This window comes from Roseomonas sp. WA12, assembly GCF_054165765.1.
Genome location: NZ_CM135108.1, coordinates 157,629 through 178,454 on the forward strand (window position 1 = coordinate 157,629; position 20,826 = coordinate 178,454).

Annotated in this window: 20 protein-coding genes; 15 read left to right on the plus strand and 5 right to left on the minus strand. The window is 68.0% G+C overall.

All coding sequences use genetic code 11. From position 1 onward, the window contains the following. Positions 1–50: 50 nt before the first annotated feature. Entirely contained in the window at positions 51–863 is an 813-nt protein-coding gene (locus ACVBD7_RS00730; protein ID WP_458095606.1) for a transglutaminase-like domain-containing protein, read from the plus strand. Continuing rightward, positions 860–1,615 (plus strand): N-formylglutamate amidohydrolase, encoded by a 756-nt coding sequence (locus ACVBD7_RS00735; RefSeq protein ID WP_458095607.1) that lies wholly within the window; start codon positions 860–862, stop codon positions 1,613–1,615. Before ACVBD7_RS00730 ends, ACVBD7_RS00735 begins: the two co-directional genes overlap by 4 nt. A 26-nt stretch (positions 1,616–1,641) precedes the next feature. Here ACVBD7_RS00735 and ACVBD7_RS00740 read toward each other — a convergent pair whose 3' ends face one another. Both ACVBD7_RS00740 and ACVBD7_RS00745 read right to left on the minus strand, forming a co-directional pair. Beyond that, a complete protein-coding gene (locus tag ACVBD7_RS00740; RefSeq protein ID WP_458095608.1) occupies positions 1,642–1,929 on the minus strand; it encodes a hypothetical protein in 288 nt (95 codons plus the stop codon). Between the two features lie 100 nt (positions 1,930–2,029). Next, positions 2,030–2,713, minus strand: a complete 684-nt coding sequence (locus ACVBD7_RS00745) for a FadR/GntR family transcriptional regulator (RefSeq protein ID WP_458095609.1) — start codon at positions 2,711–2,713, stop codon at positions 2,030–2,032. Between the two features lie 91 nt (positions 2,714–2,804). Here ACVBD7_RS00745 and ACVBD7_RS00750 point away from each other — a divergent pair, with 91 nt between their 5' ends. From ACVBD7_RS00750 to ACVBD7_RS00800, 11 genes are all read left to right on the plus strand, one after another. Next, positions 2,805–3,719, plus strand: a complete 915-nt coding sequence (locus ACVBD7_RS00750) for a fumarylacetoacetate hydrolase family protein (protein ID WP_458095610.1) — start codon at positions 2,805–2,807, stop codon at positions 3,717–3,719. Positions 3,720–3,793: 74 nt separating this feature from the next. Beyond that, positions 3,794–4,813 carry a tripartite tricarboxylate transporter substrate binding protein gene (locus ACVBD7_RS00755; RefSeq protein WP_458095611.1) on the plus strand — a complete coding sequence of 340 codons (1,020 nt, stop codon included), beginning with the start codon at positions 3,794–3,796 and terminating at the stop codon, positions 4,811–4,813. Positions 4,814–4,869: 56 nt separating this feature from the next. After that, complete coding sequence (locus ACVBD7_RS00760) at positions 4,870–5,859, plus strand: tripartite tricarboxylate transporter substrate binding protein (RefSeq protein WP_458095612.1); 990 nt, start codon at positions 4,870–4,872, stop codon at positions 5,857–5,859. A 44-nt stretch (positions 5,860–5,903) separates the two neighbouring features. Further along, on the plus strand, positions 5,904–6,905 hold the full coding sequence (locus ACVBD7_RS00765; protein ID WP_458095613.1) for an ABC transporter substrate-binding protein: 1,002 nt from the start codon (positions 5,904–5,906) through the stop codon (positions 6,903–6,905). A 149-nt stretch (positions 6,906–7,054) separates the two neighbouring features. After that, complete coding sequence (locus ACVBD7_RS00770; protein ID WP_458095614.1) at positions 7,055–8,614, plus strand: aldolase catalytic domain-containing protein; 1,560 nt, start codon at positions 7,055–7,057, stop codon at positions 8,612–8,614. Between the two features lie 26 nt (positions 8,615–8,640). Then, complete coding sequence (locus ACVBD7_RS00775; RefSeq protein ID WP_458095615.1) at positions 8,641–9,327, plus strand: HAD family hydrolase; 687 nt, start codon at positions 8,641–8,643, stop codon at positions 9,325–9,327. Between the two features lie 10 nt (positions 9,328–9,337). Then, a complete protein-coding gene (locus ACVBD7_RS00780) occupies positions 9,338–10,033 on the plus strand; it encodes an acylneuraminate cytidylyltransferase family protein (protein WP_458095616.1) in 696 nt (231 codons plus the stop codon). Between the two features lie 5 nt (positions 10,034–10,038). Then, positions 10,039–10,785, plus strand: coding sequence for a hypothetical protein (locus ACVBD7_RS00785; RefSeq protein WP_458095617.1), 747 nt, complete (start codon positions 10,039–10,041; stop codon positions 10,783–10,785). Positions 10,786–10,917: 132 nt separating this feature from the next. Beyond that, positions 10,918–11,826, plus strand: coding sequence for a hypothetical protein (locus ACVBD7_RS00790; protein ID WP_458095618.1), 909 nt, complete (start codon positions 10,918–10,920; stop codon positions 11,824–11,826). A gap of 67 nt (positions 11,827–11,893) precedes the next feature. Further along, positions 11,894–13,033, plus strand: a complete 1,140-nt coding sequence (locus tag ACVBD7_RS00795) for an FAD-dependent oxidoreductase (RefSeq protein WP_458095619.1) — start codon at positions 11,894–11,896, stop codon at positions 13,031–13,033. Between the two features lie 228 nt (positions 13,034–13,261). Then, a complete protein-coding gene (locus ACVBD7_RS00800) occupies positions 13,262–14,401 on the plus strand; it encodes a polysaccharide pyruvyl transferase family protein (RefSeq protein ID WP_458095620.1) in 1,140 nt (379 codons plus the stop codon). A 21-nt stretch (positions 14,402–14,422) separates the two neighbouring features. Here the strand turns inward: ACVBD7_RS00800 and ACVBD7_RS00805 are convergent, their stop codons facing one another. Beyond that, positions 14,423–15,700 carry a hypothetical protein gene (locus ACVBD7_RS00805; RefSeq protein WP_458095621.1) on the minus strand — a complete coding sequence of 426 codons (1,278 nt, stop codon included), beginning with the start codon at positions 15,698–15,700 and terminating at the stop codon, positions 14,423–14,425. A 342-nt stretch (positions 15,701–16,042) separates the two neighbouring features. Here ACVBD7_RS00805 and ACVBD7_RS00810 point away from each other — a divergent pair, with 342 nt between their 5' ends. Both ACVBD7_RS00810 and ACVBD7_RS00815 read left to right on the plus strand, forming a co-directional pair. Then, on the plus strand, positions 16,043–17,398 hold the full coding sequence (locus tag ACVBD7_RS00810) for a DUF1800 domain-containing protein (RefSeq protein ID WP_458095622.1): 1,356 nt from the start codon (positions 16,043–16,045) through the stop codon (positions 17,396–17,398). After that, positions 17,395–18,591, plus strand: coding sequence for a DUF1501 domain-containing protein (locus ACVBD7_RS00815; RefSeq protein WP_458095623.1), 1,197 nt, complete (start codon positions 17,395–17,397; stop codon positions 18,589–18,591). Before ACVBD7_RS00810 ends, ACVBD7_RS00815 begins: the two co-directional genes overlap by 4 nt. A 32-nt stretch (positions 18,592–18,623) precedes the next feature. On the opposite strand, the gene ACVBD7_RS00820 is transcribed toward ACVBD7_RS00815, so the two are convergent. Continuing rightward, the gene (locus ACVBD7_RS00820) at positions 18,624–19,784 is read right to left on the minus strand and encodes an FAD-dependent oxidoreductase (protein ID WP_458095624.1); all 1,161 of its coding nucleotides are present in this window, start codon (positions 19,782–19,784) and stop codon (positions 18,624–18,626) included. Continuing rightward, positions 19,784–20,824 carry a ring-opening amidohydrolase gene (locus ACVBD7_RS00825; protein WP_458095625.1) on the minus strand — a complete coding sequence of 347 codons (1,041 nt, stop codon included), beginning with the start codon at positions 20,822–20,824 and terminating at the stop codon, positions 19,784–19,786. Before ACVBD7_RS00825 ends, ACVBD7_RS00820 begins: the two co-directional genes overlap by 1 nt. Between the last annotated feature and the right edge of the window lie 2 nt (positions 20,825–20,826).

Below are 20,826 nucleotides of genomic sequence, written 5' to 3' on the forward strand. Positions count from 1 at the left end.
ACGCCGTTCCTGCCAATCATCTGCCTTCCCTCTAACCGGAGCCTCCCGACGTGAAGATCCATGCCGGCTACGACATCACTTATGACTGTCCGCAGCCCACGCCGATGATCCTGGCCTTGAGCGTGCATCCCTCGCGCATGCCGGATCTGGTCGGGCCGCATCAGATCATGTTCGATCCGCCGGTTGCCGCGACCGAGTACCGGGACATGTTCGGCAATATCTGCCACCGCATCCTTGCGCCCACAGGCCGGACGACGATTTCCGCCCGCTTTGATATCATTGATTCCGGGCTGCCCGATTTGGTGGTGCCGTATGCACGGCAGGTGCCTGTGGAGGAACTGCCGGACGACGCGCTCGTCTTCCTCCTTGCCAGCCGCTACTGCGAGACGGACCGGCTCTCGGACCTCGCATGGTCGCTGTTCGGCGGGACGGAGCCCGGTTGGGCGCGGGTGCAGGCCATCTGCGATTACGCGCATCAGCGCATCCGCTTCGGTTACGAGCATGCCGACGTGTATCGCACCGCCTTCAGCGGCAACAACGACCGCGTGGGCGTGTGCCGGGACTACGCCCATCTCGCCGTCGCGCTATGCCGCTGCATGAACATCCCGGCGCGCTACTGCACTGGCTATCTCGGCGATTTCGGCGTGCCGTACTCGGATGCCGCGATGGACTTCTCCGCGTGGTTCGAGGCCTACCTCGGCGGGCAGTGGTACACCTTCGACGCGCGGCACAACTTTCCGCGCATCGGCCGCATCCTGATGGCGCGCGGGCGCGACGCGGCGGATGTGGCGATCACCACCACCTTCGGCCGCTGCAACCTGTCGGGCTTCAACGTGGTGGCGGACGAGGCGCAGGCGGCGTGAGCGACCCCGCGCCCGTCACGGTGCTGAATGCGGAGGGCGCCTCGCCCTTCGTACTGCTGTGCGAGCACGCCTCCAACCACATCCCCTCGCGCTACGGCGCGCTGGGTGTGGCCGAGGCGGAGCTGACGCGGCACATCGCCTGGGACATCGGCGCGGCGGAACTTGCGCGCCGGCTCTCGGCGCTGCTGGACGCGCCGCTGTTCCTCGCCGGTGCGTCGCGGCTGCTGATCGACCTGAACCGGCCGCCCGGCGTCCCCGACAGCATGCCGGAGCAGAGCGAGGACACGGCGATCCCTGGCAATCTGGGCCTGGGTACGGAGGAGCGTGCGGCGCGGGAGGTGGCGTGGTTCCATCCCTTCCACGACGCCGTCACCGCGCTGCTGGACCGGCGCCACGCGGCGGGGCAGCCGGCGGTGGTGGTGGGCGTGCACAGCTTCACGCCGCGCTACCGCGGCGTGGACCGGCCCTGGCACGCCGGAGTGCTGTTCGATCGGGCTGAGGTGTTCGGCAAGGCGCTGGCGGCGGCGATCGGCGAGGGCAGTGATCTCGTCGTAGGGGAGAACGAGCCTTACAGGATTGAGCCCGGGCTGCATGACTACACGGTACCGGTGCATGGCGACGCGCGTGGGCTGGACGCGGCGCTGATCGAGGTGCGGCAGGACCTGCTGGGCGATGCCGGTGGAATCGAGGACTGGGCGCTGCGCCTGGCCTCCGCGCTGGGGCGGGCGGCGGGGCGGCATCCCGGCGGTTAGCGCCGGCATGCCCGCAGGATCGCCCGCTAGTTCAGGCGGTGGCACTCCGAGGTGGTCTCGCGCGCGCCGCGCATCCCACCGGCCGGACGGACCTCGCAGGCAACGTATTTGCCATTCCGCTCGAGCGTGAAGCTCGGGCCGAAGGCGGAGATGATGCGATGCCCGCCGTTCAGCAGCGCGCTCATCGGCTGATCCACGTCCTCCCACATCGTTGCCGGGCGTGGCGACGCGGCCGGCCCCTGTGCGGGTGCCTGGGCATGGAGCGGTGCCGCAAGGAGGAGGAGGGGTAGGGCGAGAAGCGCAGAGCGGGTCATGGCGCGTCCTTCATACGTGAGTGCCCGGTGCGTACGCGCCGGGGTGCCCTGGTAACCTGGATCGCCGCCCTCCGACAGATGAAGGGGGCAGGGCGGCCGATCACTCGCCGAACATGTAGCCCTGCACGAAGAGGATGTGCTCGCGCATCACGCGGCGCGCCTCCGCACGGTCCCGCCGGCGTAGCGCATCGAGCATCGCGTGGTGCTGCGCCTGCAGGGTGGCGCGGTGGCCGGGCGTGTTGCCGCGGGCCTTAAGCTGGCCCCAATCCGTCCTCTCGCGCACACGGGCCAGGGCGCGGGACATGGCGATGACCGCGGCGTTGTGCGTGCCCTGCGCGAAGGCATCGTGCAGGGCGGCGTCCCAGTGCTCGAAGGTCGCGAGATCGGCGGCCTCGTCCGTGCCGCGCAGGCATTCGGCCATGCGGTCGAGATCGGCGCGGCTGGCGCGGGCGACAGCGAGGGAGATCATCTCTGGCTCGAAGATCAGGCGGCATTCGAGAACGTCGGAAGGGCTGAGCGCGTCCTCCGGAGCGGAGGGTGTGGCGAGGGTGGCGCGGAAGGTGCCACGGCCGACATGGCGGAGGATCAACCCCTCGGATTCGAGGGCGTCCAGCGCGCGGCGCACGGTGTTGCGGGCCACGCCGTAATGGAGGCCAAACTCGCGCTCGGTCGGCAGCTTCTCGCCGGGCTGCCAGCGGCCGGACTGGAGGTCCTGGGCCAGGGCCGCGCGGAGATCGACGGCGCCGAGGCGATTGTTAAGGCTCTCGTCATGCTGCGCTGTCATCGATCCAGGGTCTTGACCGGTTCAACCAATCAGCGAACCTTATCACCGGATTGGATCCGTTTGAAGCTGGATTGGTATAGGGATTGGGCTGATGAAGCTTGCGATGGTAAGGAAAGGCGGTGCGGCGCGCCTGGTGCGGGTGGATGATGCGGGCCGGCGGTACTGGCCGGTGGAGACGCTGGCCCCCGGCCTGCCGACCGAGATGACGGCGCTGATCGGCGTGCTCTCGGGCGGTGCCACGCTGCCGGAACCCGCGGGCGAGGGTGAGGCACTGGACGAGGCGATGCTGCTGGCGCCCCTGCCGCATCCGCCGCGCAACATCTTCTGCGTGGGCAAGAACTACCATGCGCATGCGCGGGAATTTGCCAGCAGCGGGTATGATTCCTCCTCCACCAGCGCGGCGGATGCGGTGCCGAAGGCGCCGATCATCTTCACCAAACCCTTCACCTCCGTCTCCGGCCCCTGGGCCGACATCCCGATGGTGCCGGGGCTGGATGCCGAGCTGGATTACGAGGCGGAGCTGGCCGTGGTGATCGGGCGAGGCGGTCGCGCGATCCCGAAAGCCCAGGCGATGGAGCATGTGTTCGGCTACACGGTGGTGAACGACGTGACCGCCCGGGACCTGCAGGGCGTGCACAAGCAGTGGCTGCTGGGCAAAGGCATCGACGGTTTCTGCCCGATGGGCCCCTGGATCGTCACCGCGGACGAGCTCCAGCACGACGCCCTGCGCGTGAGCTGCACGGTGAATGGTGAGAAGCGGCAGGACGCCGTCACGAACGACCTAATCTTCGACATCCCGACGCTGATCGAGACCATCTCGCTCAGCATGGCGCTGCTCCCGGGCGACGTGATCGCCACCGGCACGCCGGAGGGCGTGGGCATCGGTTTCAAACCGCCGCGCTTCCTGCGGGACGGAGATGTCGTGGAATGCGCGATCGAGGGGATCGGGCGCATTCGCAACACGCTGCGCAAGGTGGACGTGGCCGCGCTCCGCAGCGCGACCTGACGAGGCGGCGCGGGGTTCTGCCCCCGCGCAAGAATAAGCGGCGGCGTGTCAGCTGCCCGGAGGAGGTTTGAGACGTGCTGCATCGTCGTGATCTGATGGCGGCGCTCGGGGCGACGGGGCTGGTCCCGGCCGGCGCCCTGTCGCAATCCGCGGCCTCGGCCTCGGCCTCGGCCTCGGCCTCGGCCTCGGCCTGGCCCAGCCGTGCCATCCAGATGATCGTGCCTTTCCCGCCGGGCGGGCAGGCCGACACCTCCGCGCGCCCCACGGCCGCGGCGGTGGAGCGTGTGCTGGGCCAGGCGGTGCCGGTGGTCAATCGGCCGGGGGCGGGCGGCATCGTGGGCACGGCGAGCGTCGCGCGCGCAGCGCCGGATGGTTACACGACACTGATGGCGCTCTCCTCCCATGCCATGCTGCCGGAGAGCGAGCGCATCCAGGGCCGCACCCCGGCCTATACGGTGGAGGGCTTCGCGCCCATCGCGCGCATCACCGCCGACCCGACCGTCTTCCTGGTGTCAGGGAATTCGCCCTGGCGCACGATCCAGGAATTCATCGCCGATGCGAAGAAGCGGCCGGGTGCGATCACCTTCGGCTCGGCCGGCAACTACTCCACGCTGCATGTCGCGATGGCGATGTTCACCGGGGCGGCGGATCTGGACCTGCTTCATGTGCCCTTCCAGGGCGGCGGGCCGGCGCTGACGGCGCTGCTCTCCGGTACGCTGGACACCCTGGCCTCCGGTCCCGGCCCGGCGCTGGCGCATGTGCGCGAGGGGAGGTTGCGCGCGCTGGCGAGCTGGGGGCGCGAGCGCATTCCCGGTTTCGAGACGGTGCCGACCTTCATCGAGCTGGGTCATCCGGAGGTGGAGTTCTACATCTGGTCGGGCGTGTTCGTGCCGGTGGCGACGCCCGCGCCGGTGCAGGACCGGCTGCGGACGGCGCTGCGGCAGGTCTGCGTGACGGATGAGGGGCTGAAGCGCGCGCTCGACACGGCGGGCAGCCCGATCGCCTACCAGGACGGGGCGGAGTTCGAGCGCTTCTTTCGCGAGGACAGCGCGCGGCTGGTGCGCGCCGTGCAGCGGATCGGCAAGGTGGACTAGGCTTCGCGTGCCAGAGGCCGAACCGGCCCGGCAGAACGCTCGGGAGGAACGAGGGAATGGGTGGTATCATCACGCGCAGGGGGTTTGCCGCACTGGCTGCGGGCGGCTTGGCGGTGCCTGCGATCCGCTCGGCCCGGGCGCAGGAGGCGGGCTGGCCGAGCCGCGCGGTGCGCATCATCGTGCCCTTCGGCGCCGGCGGATCGGCCGATATCGCCGCCCGCAACGTGGCGGAGGCGCTGACCCAGGGCCTCGGCCAGCCTTTCGTAGTGGAGAACCGGCCCGGTGCGGGGGCGGTGATCGGCACGGATGTCGTCGCGAAGGCGGTGCCCGATGGCTACACCCTGCTGATGATGTCCAACACGCACACCGCGAACGAGACGCTGATCCCGAACAGGCCCTACGCGCTGATGCGAGACCTCGCCGCGGCGGCCTCGGTGAATGTGGCGCATCACGTCCTGGCCGTGCATCCCTCGCTCGGCGTGAGCAGCGTCGCGGAGCTGATCGCGAAGGCGAAGGCGGAGCCCGGCCGGATCGACTACGCCTCCTCCGGTCCCGGCACGCCCTATCACATCGCGGGCGAGGTGTTCCGCTCGATGGCCGGGATCGAGATCCAGCACATTCCCTTCCGCTCCTCGGGGGAGGCGCGTACGGCGCTGATTTCCGGCACGGTGCCGATGATGTTCGATGCGATCCCAACGATGCAGCCGCATGTGGCAGGCGGGCGTGCCAGGGCGCTGGCCACGACAGGTCCGCAGCGTGACCCGCTGCTGCCGGAGCTGCCCACCGTCGCGGAATCCGGCCTTCCAGGCTACGAGGCCTCGATCTGGCTCGGGCTGATGGCGCCGGCGCAGGTGCCGCGCCCGATCGTCGAGAGGCTGAACGGCGCAGTGAATGCCTGGCTGAACCGCCCGCAGACGCGGGAGGCGATGGCAAAGCAGGGCGCGCAGCCCATGGCGATGTCGCAGGCCGAGTTCGACGCCTTCCTCCGGAAGGATGTGGAGACGCAGCGCAACTACGTGCGCCTGGCGCGGATCGCGCTGGATTGAGCCGCCCCTACGCCAATGCCGCCCGGATGGCCTGACAGGATGGAATGAACGCCTTGCCCGAGACGCTTCGCCTGACCCTCGCCTGCACCAGCTCGGACCGCACGCGCCCCATCCTGGATGGGCGCGTGACGGTGCCGGGCGTGACCCTGACCGTGCTGCCCGGGGAGCCGGAGGACATCTTCCGCCGCGCACTCCGCGACCGCGCCTTCGACGTGACGGAGCTGTCCATGGGCAGCCACATCGTCACCACGTCGCGGGGGGACGCGCCCTATATCGGCATCCCCGTCTTTCCCTCCCGCGCCTTCCGGCACTCGGCAATCTATGTGCGGACGGATCGCGGGATCCGGTCGGCGGCGGATCTGGCGGGGAAGCGGATCGGGCTGCCGGAGTACCAGCAGACGGCCGCTCTCTGGGTGCGCGGCATCCTGCGCGAGCATTACGGCGTGGACACCATGGGCATCGCCTGGCGCACCGGCGGGATGGAGGAGATCGGAGGCAGCGAGCGGGTGGCGCTCACCCTGCCGCCCGGAATGGACGTGGCCGCGATCGGGCCGACGGAGACGCTGAACGGGCTGCTGGCTTCGGGCGAGCTGGACGCGGTGGTCGGGCCGCGCCCGCCCTCCTGCTTCGTCGCACGCTCGGCGCCGGTGGACCGGCTTTACCCGGATTACCGGACGGAAGAGGAAGCCTATTTCCGCGCAACCGGCTTCTTCCCGATCATGCACTGCGTCGCCCTTCGCAAGGAGCTTGCCGCCGCGCATCCCTGGCTGCCGGTCGAATTGTTCCGTGCCTTCGCCCGCGCGCGCGCCATGGCCGTCGCCGATCTGTCACTTGTGAACGTGCTCCGCGCCTCGCTGCCCTGGATCGCGGCGGAAGCGGAAGCGCAGACCCGGATCATGGGGGGTGATCCCTGGCCCTACGGCTTCCGGCGGAACCGGGAGGAGGTGGGGGCAATGGTCCGATTCGCCGTAGCGGACGGGCTGGCCGCTCGGGAGATCACGCCGGAAGACCTCTTTCACCCGAGTGTGCTGGATGCGCTACCATAAAGATCCGGGCGCTCAGTTAGCTCACGTTTTCGGGAGGTCAGGCCAGTTCTCAGGGGCGTGCTGCCTTCCGAGATTGAACATTGCCCGCCCGCCGGTGCATGGCTAGGTTCCGCATTGTGCGGTGCCGCATGCCGAGTGGAGAGAGAGCCATGGTTCAGGTCCTGGACTGCACCTTCCGCGATGGCGGCTACTACACATCCTGGGATTTCGACCCCAAGCTCGTCGATACCTATATGGACAGCGTGTCGCGCCTGCCGATCGACCATGTCGAGGTCGGCTACGTCAATGATAAGCTGTCCGGTTATTACGGCGAATACTTCTTCCTGACGGCCGACAAGCTGCGTGCGCTTCGCGCGCGCCTGCGCCCCGAGCAGAAGATGATGGTGATGATCGACGCCAAGGCGGTGGAGCCGGAGCGCGTGCCCGCGCTGTTCGGCCCGCTCGCCGGCATTCTCGACATGGTGCGGATCGCCTGCGCGCCGGCACATCTGTCGCACGGCCTGTCGCTGGCGCGGGAGCTGAAGAAGCTCGGCCTGCAGGTGGGCTTCAACGTGATGTACCTGTCCACCTTCAAGGACAACCTGGATCACATCCGGCTCGCGATCGAGAGCCAGGATGCCTATGACGCGCTGTCCCTGGTCGACTCCTATGGCGGCGTGACGCCGACCGAGGTGTCCCGCCTGTTCCGCGAGCTGCGGGAGCGGATGCCGGGCTTCGCCATCGGCTTCCACGGCCATGACAACATGTGCCTGGCCTTCGCCAACACCCTCGCCGCCATCGAGGCGGGCGCGGATATCGTGGACGGCACCTTCACCGGCATGGGCCGCGGCGCCGGCAATGCGAAGACCGAGACCATCCTCATCCAGCTCGCGCGCGAGGGGCTGAACGCGCCGCTCGATCATCAGGCGCTGTCCGCCGTCGTCGCGCCTTTCGAGGTGATGCAGCGCGAGCAGGGCTGGGGCACGAACCTGCCCTACATGATCTCGGGCGCAAATAACCTGCCCCAGAAGGACGTGATGGATTGGCTGGCGAAGAACCGCTACTCCGTCATGTCGATCGTGCAGGCGCTGCAGCGCCAGGGCGGGCAGGACGTGGATCAGTCGGTCTATCCGGATGTGGCCACGCTCGGGATGAAGTCGGGTGACGTGCTGCTGGTCGGCGGCGGTCCCTCGGTAAGGCGCCATGCCGATGCTATCGCGCGGCTGGTCGCGCAGCACGATCCGGCAGTGGTCTTCTCCTCCTCGCGCCATCTCGATATCGCGTCCCAGATCGGCGGTCGTCAGCTTCTATGCCTGCCCGGGCATGACGCATTCCGCGCGCCGGCCGAGGCGATGGCCCGCGTGGCTGCCGCCGTGGTCCCCGCACCGCCGCGCGTGCCGGGCTGCGTGCCGGAGGGGCTGACCATTCCGGTGGTGCAGGCCAATCCCTTCGAGACGGACGAGGCGCATCTCGGCCCGGTTTCCGACAACTCGCCTCTGGCGCTGGCGCTGGGCACCGCGCTCGGCCTCGGCGCGCGCCGCTGCTTCCTGGTGGGCTTCGACGGCTACACCATGGCATCCGCGGCCGAGCAGGAGCTGTCGCGCGAGGTGCAGTCCGTGCTCGACAGCTTCGCGGCGCATCCGGGCGGGGCGGAGCTGTCCAGCCTTACCCCCACGCGCTACCGCGTGAAGCAGGGTTCGATCCACGGGCTGATCGCGGAAGTCGCCTGAGGCCCGAAACGCGCAGGACTCCCGCGATGAACCGGAAAGCAGTGGCCGCTGTCGTATTCGACTGCGACGGCGTCCTGCTCGTCTCCAACACGCTCAAGGTCCAGGTGTTCCGCGAGGCGCTGGCGGAGCACGGGTTCCATCCCGAGGACATCGCCCGGTTCTCCCGCTACCAGACCGCCAACTTCGGTACATCCCGCTACCGGCTGTTCGAGCACTTCCTGACCTGGGATGATCTGAAGACCCGGCCCGCGGGCGTGGACCGGGACGTGCTTGTGAGCACCTATGCACAGCTTCTGCGCGGCCGCTACACGCGCTGTGCCTCCACCCCCGCCATGCGCGAGGTGCTGGACGGGCTGTCGGCGCGCGGTCTGCCGCTCTTCGTCGTTTCCGGGTCGGACGGTGCCGAGCTGCGCGAGGTGTTCGCCGAGCGCGGCCTGGCCGGGCGGTTCCGCGCCATCCATGGCTCGCCCGCGACCAAGGCGGAGAACCTGAAGCTGGTGGCGGGGGAGCTTGGGCGCGACCTGCCGCTGCGAGATGTTTGGTTCGTGGGCGATGCCGAGGCCGACTTCACGGCGGCCGAGGCAGTGGGCGCGCGCTTCGCCTATGCCGACCACTTCTCCACGGCCAAGTCGCGCATGCGCGCGCTCGCGGCCGAGCACGGCTTTCCCGTCATCCGCGACCTGCGCGGCCTGCCCGCCCTTCTCGACGCCTGAACGGATCTCCATGCCCGTCACTGCCTTCCTTCCCTGTCGCGCCGGCAGCCAGCGCGTGCCGCGCAAGAACACCCGCCCTTTCGCCGATCGGCAGGACGGGCTGCTGGGAATCAAGCTGGAGCAGCTGCTGTCCTGCCAGGCGCTGGATGCCGTGGTGCTCTCCACCAACGACCCGGCAGTGGAGGAGATCGCGGCCCCCTATGTCGCGCGCTCGGACGGCAAGCTGCGGATCGACCATCGGCCGGATCATCTCTGCTCCTCCTCGACCAGCACGGACGAGGTGATCGCCTATGTGCCCAGCATCATCCCGGAAGGGGATGTGGTGTGGACGCATGTGACCAGTCCCTTCTTCGGTGCGGCCGAGTATTCCGCGGCGATCGCGACCTATCGTGCGGCGCGTAGTGCGGGCTCGCATGACAGCCTGCTGGGCGTGACGGAGCTGCGCACCTTCATCTGGAACGCGACCACCTCTGTGAACTACGACCGGACCGCGGAGAAGTGGCCGCGCACCCAGACGCTGACCCCTCTATACGAGGTGAACAGCGCGATCTTCATCGCCAATGCGGATGTGTACCGCGCGCATGGCGACCGGATCGGCGCGACGCCCCTGCTCTACGCCATCGCCAAGGACAAGACGGTGGATGTGGACTGGGAGGAGGATTTCATCATCGCGGCCGAGCTGTGGCGGCTGCGGGGCAAGGAATAGCCACCATGGCCTATGTGTTCATCTGCACGCCCACCTCGGGTACCGCGTCCATGCTGCGGATTCTGCACACCATCGGCGGGCCATCGCTGCGGCTGAAGGCGGCGAGCGGGCCGGCCTCGCTGGAGAAGAAGGAGGGCGCGACTTTCCTCGATTCAAAGGCGCCCAACGTCCTCTACTGGTTCCGCGGACCGCGGCACTGGGATTCGACGCTCGACGTATCGCCCTTCCGCATGATCGCGCATTACCGCGACCCGCGGGACTTGGCCTGTAACCAGTACTGGTGGGCGCTGCAGCACCCCAACACGCATGACACGCCCGAGGTGGCCGAGGAGAAGCGCCGGAAGGTCGAGGAGGGCGGGATCGACCGCTACGTGCTCGGCCGCAACAACAAGGCCAGCTATCAGATGCTGACCGACCTCTCGGACGGACCGCTGGGCGATGCAGTAACCTGGACCTCCTACAACCAGCTCTGCTGCGCCTTCGATTACATGGTCGACAATCTCTGCCGCGCCTTCAACCGCGCGCCGTCGCAGGTGGCGGATGCGCTGCGCATCGAGCGGCCGGAGAACCTGTTCGCTAACCCGGACTGGGTGAAGGTGGGTGGCACCTGGAAGGGCTCGGATGTCACGCCCGGGCGCTTCCGGGGCGACCTGCAGCCGGAGACGGTTGAGCAACTGACGAAGAAGTTGAAGCCGGAACTGGATTTCTGCGGACGACGCGACGCCCCTTTTCTGCGACATCACTACCAATAGAACCGCATTGTCCCGGCATTTTTCAGGGATCAGAGGAGGCCAGCCCGTATGGGCCGGAAAGGATGGATGGTGACACGACCGGATGAGTTGCCGGAAACCCGGCCCGGCCGGGCTCCCGGGGAGCCTCGTCGGGTGGCCGTCCTGCTCCGCAGCCACCTGAAGCAGTCGGCCAAGGCGATGGAACTCGTTGCCCAGCTTTCGGCCGTGCCGGATTGGGACGTGTTCTTTGCGCTCGACGAGACGCGGGGCGAGATCGATGTGGCACCCTTCCGGAAGGTGCCGCACTCGATCGCCTCCTGCCAGGCGCTCGGGCTGTCGACGCAGCATCCGCGGGCGATGGCGTACCTGGGCGACTATCCTTTCTACGCGACGATGCCGCAGATCCCGGATTACGACTTCTATCTGATGATTGAGTACGACGTGGGCCCGGCGGACAAGGACGGCGACTACTTCCAGCGCCTCGCCGCGCGGCTGCGCTCGGATGAGATGGCGGATCTCGACCTCGTCGCCACGAACCACCGCAAGCTCGGCCCCGGGCGGGACAAGCGGCCGCACCGCTTTCCGCAGGCCTGGAAGAGCATCTTCCCCATCATCGGCCTGTCCCGGCGGGCGCTCATCCACCTGTACCGTGAGCGCGTGGCAGAGGCCTCACAGCCGAAGCTCAGCGACGGCCAGCAGAGCGTGTACTGCGAGTATTTTGTGTCCTCCGCGCTGGAGGCGGCGGGGCATTTCCGCTGCTTGCCGCTGAACGAGGTCATGCCGGGTAGCGTGGAGAAGGCTTCCTTCAACACGCGCGAGGGCCGGGTGCTGAACCACGAGAGGCGGCTGCCGGTCACCTCCGAGTTGCTACACCCCGTGCTCGATTTCCGGCAATATCTCGGCAAGATGTCCGCGATTGCGGTCAAGTGGAAGATTATTCCGTCCTTCCTCAAGGATCTGGATTACTTTCGTGACCAGGGTTATGGCGGCGAAATGCTTGACAAGGCTTATGCCTCCTTGCAGGAGGCCGAGCAGCGCCAGAAGGCCGCCGCGGCTTCCTGAGTTCCCCCGTATCGAGCGGCAGCCCCGGTTTCCACCGGGTCGTGTCGCGCAAGCATGAGGTATTGAGATGGCCCGATCGACGGCCCTGATCGTCGGGGCCGGCTTCGCCGGCGCCGTCTACGCCCGCACCCTGGCCGAGGCCGGATGGGATGTGCGCGTTATCGACCGCCGCGACCACATCGCCGGCAACGCCTATGACGAGGTGGACGCCAATGGCGTGCGCGTCCATCGCTACGGCCCGCACCTGTTCCACACAAATAATGACGCTGTCGTGGAGTGGATCAAGCGCTTTGGCACCTTCGTGGATTACCAGCACCGCGTGCGCGCGCTGCTGCCGGACGGCCGCCTGGTGCCGCTGCCGGTGAATGCCGACACGGTGGAGGCCGTGCTGCACCGTCCGCTGCCGGACGAGGCCGCGATGCAGGCCGCGCTGGCCGAAGTGGCCGTGGACATCCCCAATCCGCAAAACGCGGCCGAGCACCTGAACTCGAAGATCGGCAAGGAACTGACCGACCTCTTCTTCCGCCCCTACACGAAGAAGATGTGGGCCCTGGACCTCGAGGAGATGGACGCCTCGGTGGTGAAGCGCATCCCACTGCGGACCGACCGCGAGGATCGCTACTTCCCCGGTGACCGCCATCAGATGATGCCGCAGGACGGTTACACCGCCATTTTCCGCTCCATCTTCGACCACCCGAACATCCGTGTTGAGACGGGCGTGCACTACGAGAAGGGGATGGAGAACGACTACACGCACTGCTTCAACAGCATGGCGATCGACGAGTATTTTGACCGCTGCCTGGGCGAGCTTCCCTACCGCTCCATCCGCTTCCACCAGCGCACCGAGGACAAGCCGGCGCCGGCCGATATGAACTGGACGGTGACGAACTACACCGACACCGGCCCCTTCACGCGCGAGACGCACTGGGACCTGCTGCCGCATCACCGCGTCGAGGACACAGGCCGCCGCACGATCACGGTGGAAGAGCCCTGCGACTACCGCGACAACAACGAGGAGCGGTACTACCCCGTGAAGACCTCGGACGGGCGGTACCAGGAGAAGTACAAGGAGTACGCCGCGCTGGCGACCAAGCTGGACCGGATGAGCTTCATCGGGCGCTGCGGAACCTACCAGTATCTGGACATGGACCAGGTCATCAATCAGTCGCTGGCCGGCGTCCGGCGGTTCCTGGCCGAGCGCGGCTGATATCCCTGGCCGAGCGAACGGGATGCGTTCCCGTTCGCTCGGCTGCATCGGCCTGTGACATATTCAAAACAAGCTCAGGGCATCTCCGAGACATCTCCGTCCCTCCAGTTCCCGCCGAGCCCGCGCCCGTTACGGTGATTCCACGCGGACGAGAGCTGGTCTAAGAACAGGGGGTTCGTCAGGCGCGCTGCGTGGTGGACTGTGGCGGTGATTCGAGGAGCGACTGTCGTGGCAGCATCCATTCACGTGTTCTACTGCTACGGTGGCAACAGGAACTTTGGTGACGACTACATCCTCGATCAGTGGATCCGCTTCGCCCTCGATAACGCCCCATCCAAGAAGCTGATCGCCAATTGCGGTGCGGCCTGGATGCAGGCCTATCACATGGACGACCCGGTCTTCTTTAACGACTTCCTCGCGGGGACGAGCAAGGCCTTCGTCGTGCGGGCGAAGGAGGGGGCCGAGGCGCTCGGTGTCGCGGGCTGCATCCGTGCTGGCATCGAGGCAGCGGAACATATGCTGGAGAACAACACCGCTTGGCGCAGCACCCTCTCGCGGATCAGCGCCTTCCATGTTTGTGGCGGTGGCTTCCTGAACGATCATTTCCGCTTCTCCTTTGCCGCGGTCAGCATGATGGCGACGCTGGCCAAGCGCCTGGGCGTGCCGCTCTACGGGACCGGTCTGGGTCTGCTGCCGCTTCAGCGTGACACGCCGGGCCTGGCCGAGCTGTTCGGCCAGTTCACCTTGATTGAGACGCGGGATCATCAGAGCTTCGAGTTCGTGAAGGCGGAGTCGCCCGAGGCGAATGTGATTTTCGGGGTGGACGACACCTTCATCTCGGAAGTGAAGACCTCGCGTGAGCCGGACCGCTCGCCGGCGCTCTACATCAACGTCCAGAAGGACATGAAGCTAGCGGGTCGCCATCAGTCCCTGCTGGACGGGATCATGACCGTCATGGAGGCCAACCGGGGCCACTTTTCCTCGGTGCGCTACCTGAATTTTTTCCAGAAGCACGACATGCAGTTCGTGAATGTCCTCCGCAAGGCGGTGGCGGATGCGGCCATTTACGACAAGGACCTGATCTTCGAGGACGGGTTGCCCTTCCGGCCGGGGGACTTTTGCATCAGCACGCGCTTCCACTGCCATTTGCTGGCGTCTCGCGCTGGGGTGAAGGGCAGCTATATCTCGGGATCCGCGGGCTATTACGATATCAAGCACGGCTCCGTCGCCAAGCTCGGATCGAACTGGCCGTCCTTCTTTGAGACGGATCCGGCCACGCTGGACTTTGGCACGATGCCTGCGCCGATGATCGACGAGGTGGGTATCCGCACCAGGAAGCAGGAACTGGCGCGCACCATCCTCGCCTGAGTAGGCGAGGAGCGGATGCTGCTACCAGGGCCGGACAGGGGCCGGGTAGTAGCGCTCGTAGAGGTCGAGGCCCTTCGGCCCGAGATGCACGCGGTCTCCGATTTTCCGGCAATCCTCAAAGGCGTCCAGAATATCGCCGAGCTGGTCGGGGTTCTTGCCCACGAGGTAGAGCGGCCGGGGATTGGCCAGAAACTGGAAGATGCCGTTCTGGTAGGCGTGGCGCGTCTCGACGCCGCGGATGTGCTGAATAGCCACCAGTGACCCGGGGAAGAGCGCGCACATATGCGCGTTGCCGCCCTGTACAGTGATGAAATGGTGAGCACTGCTGAAGATCTTGAGCTTTAGCAGGTTGTAGGCACTTCCCGACTTCTCGAGCATGTCGCCGAAGATGATGACCTCCGGGTGCTTCTCCGCGATCTCGACATCGCTGTAGGTAAGCAGGTGCTGGCGGTCTACGGAGTAGCCGCGGGCACTATGGGAGGCCCGGGCCGCCTCGAAGAACACGATCTGGTAGTCGTTCTTGTACCGGGAGAAGATCTGCTCGAGCGTCTCGGGGTTGAGAAAGTTGTGCGGCACGCCGCCCCACTCGACCGTGTACTTGTTGTGGACGACAAGGATGGGCTTTCCAAAGCCGAAGTCAGTTTTGTAGCGGCCGCGGTAGTTGGGCGCCCATTCCATGCCCGCCTGATGCGCATACAGCCCGCTTGGATAGAGGAAATGCGCCGGCGCCGTGTTCGGCCGCACCATGCCCCTTTTGCGTGCCGAGACGTTGATCTGGTCCGCGTTCAGGAAAAAGTAGAAGGGTTCCATGCCCGCATAGGTATCGATCCGCCGGCCCGTCATTTGCCCGGTCTGGTGCAGCCAGTGGACGTAGGGGATGAAGCTGTTCACCTCCTCCCCGAACTCGCCGTCGAAGCGCAGCACCTCCGGCAGGGCCGCGATCCGACGGGAAGAGGAAACCTGCTCCTCCATCCGGTACTCGGCCGGTTTTGCAGTGAATCGCATCATCCCCCGAAAGGCGAGCGGCTCACCATCGGCGCTGGTGCGGCGGAACGTGGCCGTCACCTGGCCCTTGCGGTTGAGGAAGGCGATACCGTCACCCTCGACTCGCCAGCGGAACATGTCGCGGCTCTGATGTCCCAGCACCGATCCGTCCGCCTTGAAGGCGAAGCGCATGCTGCGAACCCAGCTGTCGTTGTTGCCGATGAGGAAGAAGGTGCGGCCCGCCACATCCTCCATGGCCAGCCCGGCCGTGGTCAGGCCCGCGGCCGGCCCATGGATCGTGGATTCATCGAGCATACGTCGTTCCCGTGCGAAGTGATCACGAGGACGCAGCCGATGCAGACATCACCGGCCCCGGACCATCACTGACCGGAACATGCACGGAGCATGAAGGGCTTGTAAACCGCGATCGGGCGCGGGACGGATCACATCGCCGGGCCTCCCACCCTCGCTCTGCCAGGGCAGGGTGGGAGAGGGCGGATACCTTTCGTGATCCTTGCCGTACGGGCCCGCGCCTTGCATCCCACCCCGAAGGTTCCCACACCAAGGCAGGCCTGAGAGGGCTGGTGGATGCGTCGCCCGGACCATCTTGTCCTCAGGGCATTTTCCTGCCCACGCCTTCTACCACGGAGCATGGCCTTGGCAGAGTCCGACATCCTGCTGAGCGTCAACCGGTTCGGCCTCGGCGCCGCCCCTGGCGAGCTCGCGGCCGCACGGTCGGACCCGCGCGGCCGCGTGGCGGCCCAGCTCATGCAGCCGGTCACGGCCCCCGTTTCGGGCGAAGATCTGCCCCCGAACACCACCCAAGGCCTCACCCTCTTGGTCGAGCGCCGGCGCATCCTGGACGAGCGCAACGCCGTCGTTTCGCGCGGCGGCGCGGATCCCGGCACCTCCTTCACCCGGCCCGGCACGGTGGCGGCAGGAGAGCTGAAGGTGGCAATCGAGACTGCCACCCGCACCACGACGCCGCTGATCGAGCGCCTCTCCCTTTACTGGTCCGACCATTTCACGACAGCCGGCGCCTATATCGGCTTTCTTGGCGGTGGCATGGACAGGGATGCGGTCCGTCCGCACATGCTGGGCAAGTTCAGTGACCTGCTGGTCGCCGCTGCGCTGCATCCGGCCATGCTGTTCTATTTGGACAATCGCAGCTCGACCGGCCCGAACGCCCCAGTGAACCGCCGCGGGCGCCGCCGTGGCGGGCTGAACGAGAACCTGGGGCGCGAGCTGCTGGAACTGCATACGCTCGGCGTCGATGGTGGTTACACGCAGGACGACGTGATCGCCCTGGCCAAGATCCTGACGGGCTGGACGATCGATCTCGCCCCCAACCCGACCCGGCCGGAGCGCGTGGGCTTCTTCCCCGAGCGCCACGAGCCCGGGCCACAGACGCTGCTGGGCAAGACCTACCCGCAGGAGGGAGCGGACCAGGCGATCGCCGCGCTGACGGACCTGGCCCGCCATCCCTCCACCGCGCGCCATGTCACCCGCCGCATGGTCCGGCACTTCGTCGGCAACGGGCTGGCGGGTCTGGAGGAGCGCATGGCGGCGGTGTTCCGCCGTACCGATGGCGACCTCGGTGCGGTCACCCGCGCGCTTGTCGCGGATAGCGAGGCCTGGGTGCCGCCGCGAAAGGTGCGCCCGCCCATCGAGCTGATGCTGGCCAGCGCGCGCCTTCTTGGTGGGCTCCCCGCGCGCTCCGAGCCCGGGCGCGCCCTGGGCGCCATGGGCCAGCCGCTGTGGCAGGCACCCTCGCCCAAGGGGTGGCCGAACGAGGACGATGCCTGGGCCGCGCCGGACTCGATCAAGACCCGGCTCGACTGGGCGTCCGAACTGGCTGCCCGGGTTCCGCCCCGCACCGATGCGCGCGCCCTTCTCGATGCTGCCTTCGGCCCCGCTGCCAGCCCGGAGACACGACGCGCCGTGGAGCGGGCCGCGGATGGCCGGCAGGCGCTGACTCTTCTCCTTCTCTCCCCGGAGTTCCAGAGGCGATGACCCATCCCGTGATGCGCCGCGCCGTCCTCGGCGGCCTCGGTGCTCTGTTCGCTTGGCCCTACGCGCCGCGGCTGGCCCGCGCGGCGGGGCGCGACCCGCGGCTGCTCGTGGTGATCCTGCGCGGCGGACTGGACGGCATCTCTATGCTGCAGCCCGTGGGCGATCCGGCCTTTTCTGCGCTGCGTGGGGCGGATTCGGGCCAGACGGTGGCGCTGGACGGCATGTTCGGGCTGCACGCCAACATGCCGAAGCTGCTGGCCATGTTCCAGGCAAAGGAGGCGATCGCGCTTCACGCCGCCCACACGCCCTATCGCGGCCGCTCCCACTTCGACGGGCAGGACGTGCTGGAGAGCGGGCTGCCGCGCGTGACCACCGGTGAGCGGACGGGCTGGTTGAACCGGGCGCTGACGGCACTTCCCCGCGGGGAACGCGTGGCGCCGGCGAAGGGACTGGCGATCGCGCCAGTGATTCCGGTGATCATGCAGGGTCCCGCTCCAGTTGAGACCTGGCAGCTCCAGCGCTTCCACTACGCCGACGAGGAGCTCGTGGCCCGCCTGCTCGACCTCTACGAGGCGCGTGATCCCAAGCTGGCCGAGGCGCTGCGGGGTGGCGCGCAGCTGGACACGATGATGCAGGACACGGCGCCCGGCGCTCCGGGCACACAGCGCGTTCCGGGCCGCCCGGATTTCACCACCGAGACCGCGGCCGCTGCACGCATCATGGTGCAGCCGAACGGGCCGCGCGTGGCGGTTCTGGGATTGAAGGGCTGGGACACTCACTCGACCCAGGGCACCGCACGGGGTGGGCTGGCGAACCGGCTGGGCGCGCTGGACGATGCGCTGGACGCACTGCGGACGGGGCTGGGTCCGGTGTGGTCAGACACGGTGGTGGCCGTCGTCACGGAATTTGGCCGCACCGCGCGGCTGAACGGCACGGGCGGCACGGATCACGGCATGGCCACGGCCGCGCTGCTGCTGGGCGGGCGGTTGAATGGCGGGCGCGTGCTGGCGGACTGGCCAGGCCTTGCACCGCACGAGCTGTACGAGAATCGCGACCTGCGCCCCACTACCGACCTGCGCGCGGTGCTGGCTGGGGTCATGGTGGACCACCTGCACTTCCCCGCACAGGCGGTGGCCGATGTGTTCCCGGATACGACGCCGGTCCGGCCCGTCTCGGGGTTGATCCGGGTTTAGGAAGGCAGGGGAGGACGCATTCTCCCTGCCGTTCACACCGTTTCCGGCACCTCCGTGTAAAGGCGCCGAAGCGCATCGAGGAAAGGCGGCTCCCCCTTCTTCCGCGTGCCTGTAATGGGATCGGCACCGAGGACCGTGTCGCTTGCTTCGCGCGACAGGGCCCGCACGAAGTCCACACGGGGATCCCGCAGCGCGGCTACCGCCGCCGCATCGCCACCCGCGCGCAGCACGGCCGCGGCCAGCACCCCGTCCTCCATTGCCATGGTCGCGCCCTGGCCGAGCGTGGGGATCATCGCCTGCGCGGCATCGCCCAGGAACAGGGCGCGGCCGCCGGCCGCATGGCGCAGCACCGGGGCGTCCTGCATGCGGGCCCAGTGGATCTCCTCGAACTGCGCCTCGATGCGGCCGAGCATCCAGGCCACCTCCGGGCTCGGGATGCCGGATGATGGGGTGAACAGCGCGCGCTGGTAGGAGGCGCGGCGCGCGTAATCCGGGATTTCCGCGCCATCGGTCAGGCGGAAGGCACCCGCGATGTAGACGGCATTCCCCGGCACCCGGAAGGCGAGGAGGCGGTTGGAGCCCTCGAACCACTGGCCGTAATCGTCGAAGGGGCAATCGTCTGCATTGCTCACCAGCATGCGCCAGATGCAGATGCCGAATTGCTCCACGGGCGGGTCGCCTGATGTGAGCGCGCGAAGTCGGCTGTAGCGACCGTCGCCGCCTACCAGCAGGTCGAAGCCGCCATCGCGGACCAGCGTGCCGTCGGACAACCGGAAAACAGGCACGAGCCGCCCGGCCGCATCCTCCTCCAATCCCTCCATCGCATGGCCCTGGCGCGTGATGTCCTGAAGCGGTTCGCGCAGCACGCGGTACAGCTCGGACCAGCGGACACGCACGCCTGGTTCCTCGGCCACGTCGAGCATGTCGAGGTCGAGAAGGCGCGTGCCGTCGGCCAGGTCCACCGTCCAGCGGCGCCAGGGCAGGGAGGCGGCGCGCAGCGCGCCGTACCGCGCGGGGTTGTGCAGGCGCAGCGCCTTCAGCGCGTTGGGGCCAAGGTTGAGGCCGGTTCCTGCCTCCGCATGCTCGCCGGTGGCCGCGCGCTCGAACACCGTCACCTCATGGCCGGGCGCGCCGCGCAGCCCTTCGGCAAGAAGCGATCCCGCAACGCCGCTGCCGATGATCCCGATCCGCATCAAGCCTCCTCCGCGATCACCGCGACCAAACCGCCACCGGGCGGCCCCTGATGCGCAGCCCCGCCCGAGACGAAGATGCGTCCATCCCCTGCCACCGCCGCGATGACGGCGCCGAGAGCTCCGCGTAGATGCCGCTGCGCGTCCAGATCCGTATCGCCCAGCATGGTGTGCCGCTGGCCGCGCAGATGGTGCCGGCGGTCTGGCTCGCCCTTGGCCAGCACGGCGCGAATGCGCGCGCGCTGCGCGGCGGGCACGTCGGGCTCCGTGCTGAGCCCGGCGGCGCGGAAGGCAGCCTGCACGGCCGCGAGGTCCAACGCATCCGCCATGGGGCGCACGGCCATGCGCAGCCCCGGCGCCCAGCCCGGCGCGGTGCCGAACACCACCACCTCGTCGCGCATCACCTCCACCCCGGCGGAGGCACTGACGCGGGAGGAGAACAGCTCCGGCCGTTCCAGCAGGGCGTCGCTGAGCGCGCGGTCGGCCGCCACGTCGCCCAGCGCCAGCGCCGCGCCCATGGCGCCGCCCGCGACGGAGCGCAGCAGCAGCCCCGGTCCGCCCGCCGGCGACTTCACCTGCACGAGCGCGACCTGGTCGGGCGCCGTGATCCCTGCATCCGCCATTGCCGCGCGCACGGCCCTGGCCACGCGCGCGATCTGGGTGTCGTTCCCCACATCCCCGGCCGCGACGGGCGGGCCGAAGGCGGTGCCGATGGCCAGCCCTTCCGCACCCTCCGCCGCGAAATCGACGGCGAAGACCATGTAGTGGGGCGAGAGCACGCCCTCGGTGCCGCCCGAGAGCACGCAGGGGATGCGCTCCGCCAGCTCCTCTGCGCGCTCGCCGGTGGCGCGGGAGAGGAGATGCATCAGCGACTGGGTGAAATAGCCGCGGGTGAAGTCGTTCAACCCACCATTGCCTTCGGTTTTGCCGATCACGGCGCGGATTTGGCTGGCGGGCAGACTGCCGCGCTCGATCAGTCCCTGAAGCGCGCTGACGTCGCCCGGATGCGCCATGGACAGGCGATGGATAGTCAGTCTCGGCAAGG

Bases quoted from the DNA above. Each gene is read 5' to 3' on its own strand.
- ACVBD7_RS00770 (WP_458095614.1), top strand. From the start codon at position 7,055: ATGGTTCAGGTCCTGGACTGCACCTTCCGCGATGGCGGCTACTACACA.
- ACVBD7_RS00815 (WP_458095623.1), top strand. From the start codon at position 17,395: ATGACCCATCCCGTGATGCGCCGCGCCGTCCTCGGCGGCCTCGGTGCT.
- ACVBD7_RS00765 (WP_458095613.1), top strand. From the start codon at position 5,904: ATGAACGCCTTGCCCGAGACGCTTCGCCTGACCCTCGCCTGCACCAGC.
- ACVBD7_RS00795 (WP_458095619.1), top strand. From the start codon at position 11,894: ATGGCCCGATCGACGGCCCTGATCGTCGGGGCCGGCTTCGCCGGCGCC.
- ACVBD7_RS00740 (WP_458095608.1), bottom strand. From the start codon at position 1,929: ATGACCCGCTCTGCGCTTCTCGCCCTACCCCTCCTCCTCCTTGCGGCA.
- ACVBD7_RS00750 (WP_458095610.1), top strand. From the start codon at position 2,805: ATGAAGCTTGCGATGGTAAGGAAAGGCGGTGCGGCGCGCCTGGTGCGG.
- ACVBD7_RS00820 (WP_458095624.1), bottom strand. From the start codon at position 19,784: ATGCGGATCGGGATCATCGGCAGCGGCGTTGCGGGATCGCTTCTTGCC.
- ACVBD7_RS00785 (WP_458095617.1), top strand. From the start codon at position 10,039: ATGGCCTATGTGTTCATCTGCACGCCCACCTCGGGTACCGCGTCCATG.
- ACVBD7_RS00805 (WP_458095621.1), bottom strand. From the start codon at position 15,700: ATGCTCGATGAATCCACGATCCATGGGCCGGCCGCGGGCCTGACCACG.
- ACVBD7_RS00760 (WP_458095612.1), top strand. From the start codon at position 4,870: ATGGGTGGTATCATCACGCGCAGGGGGTTTGCCGCACTGGCTGCGGGC.
- ACVBD7_RS00780 (WP_458095616.1), top strand. From the start codon at position 9,338: ATGCCCGTCACTGCCTTCCTTCCCTGTCGCGCCGGCAGCCAGCGCGTG.
- ACVBD7_RS00745 (WP_458095609.1), bottom strand. From the start codon at position 2,713: ATGACAGCGCAGCATGACGAGAGCCTTAACAATCGCCTCGGCGCCGTC.
- ACVBD7_RS00775 (WP_458095615.1), top strand. From the start codon at position 8,641: ATGAACCGGAAAGCAGTGGCCGCTGTCGTATTCGACTGCGACGGCGTC.